This is a genomic window from Motilimonas sp. 1_MG-2023 (genome assembly GCF_030547455.1).
Taxonomy (GTDB): domain Bacteria; phylum Pseudomonadota; class Gammaproteobacteria; order Enterobacterales; family CBDFNC01; genus Motilimonas.
The window spans coordinates 1-653 of record NZ_JAUOPX010000116.1 but is presented as its reverse complement, the minus strand read 5'-3'; the positions used below and the strand labels follow the sequence as shown (position 1 = coordinate 653).

At 46.7% G+C, this 653-nt stretch carries 2 protein-coding genes; both read left to right on the top strand.

Annotated features, from left to right (window positions below):
* Nucleotides 1–80 precede the first annotated feature (80 nt).
* Entirely contained in the window at nt 81–392 is a 312-nt protein-coding gene (locus Q4519_RS21670) for an IS66 family insertion sequence element accessory protein TnpB (RefSeq protein ID WP_303516012.1), read from the top strand.
* A partial coding sequence (gene tnpB / locus Q4519_RS21665; protein WP_303516009.1) for an IS66 family insertion sequence element accessory protein TnpB occupies nt 389–653 on the top strand: 265 nt, incomplete at its 3' end. The genes Q4519_RS21670 and tnpB, both read left to right, overlap by 4 nt.

Genomic DNA, 653 nt, shown 5'->3' with positions numbered 1-653 from the left:
GTAAGCGCATCATAAACCCCGCATTCTAATCCCCTAGCACGAAGAATAAGATCAAGTCTCCAACCATGAGGAGATTTGAGATGAGAAAACGACGCACCAACCAAGAATGGCAAAACCTTATTGCGCAATCTGAATCAAGTTCATTATCTACACTCGCATTTTGCAAGCTCAATGAACTTAACCCCTCAACGTTCTATGCCAAGCGCCAGCAACTCAATAAAACTGACGTATCTCTAGGCTTTGTCCGAGCAGAAGTCGTCGAAAAGACGACCAAGTATCAAGCTCAGAGTGCAACGGCTAACATGACACTATTCGTCAATGATGTTGAGCTGCGTATTCCACAAGGCACGCCAGCGGCCTATCTCGCAGAGCTCATAGGTGCGCTATCATGAAACGCATGCTCAGCGCACCAGAGATTTATCTGCATCGTGAAAGTGTCGATTTTAGAAAGTCCATCAATGGCCTCGCGGCGATTATCGAAAGTGACACCGATTTACCCCTGGGAAGCGGTGCCCTGTTCCTGTTCACCAACAAACAGCGCGACAAAATCAAAGTGTTGTACTGGGATAAAACAGGCTTTGCTCTTTGGTACAAGCGCCTTGAAAAAGCCAAGTACAAGTGGCCTACAAAAGAGAAAAATGAGGTGTTCCCCC

Excerpts from the sequence above, each read along its gene's own strand:
- Q4519_RS21670 (WP_303516012.1), top strand. The coding sequence starts at position 81 with ATGAGAAAACGACGCACCAACCAAGAATGGCAAAACCTTATTGCGCAA.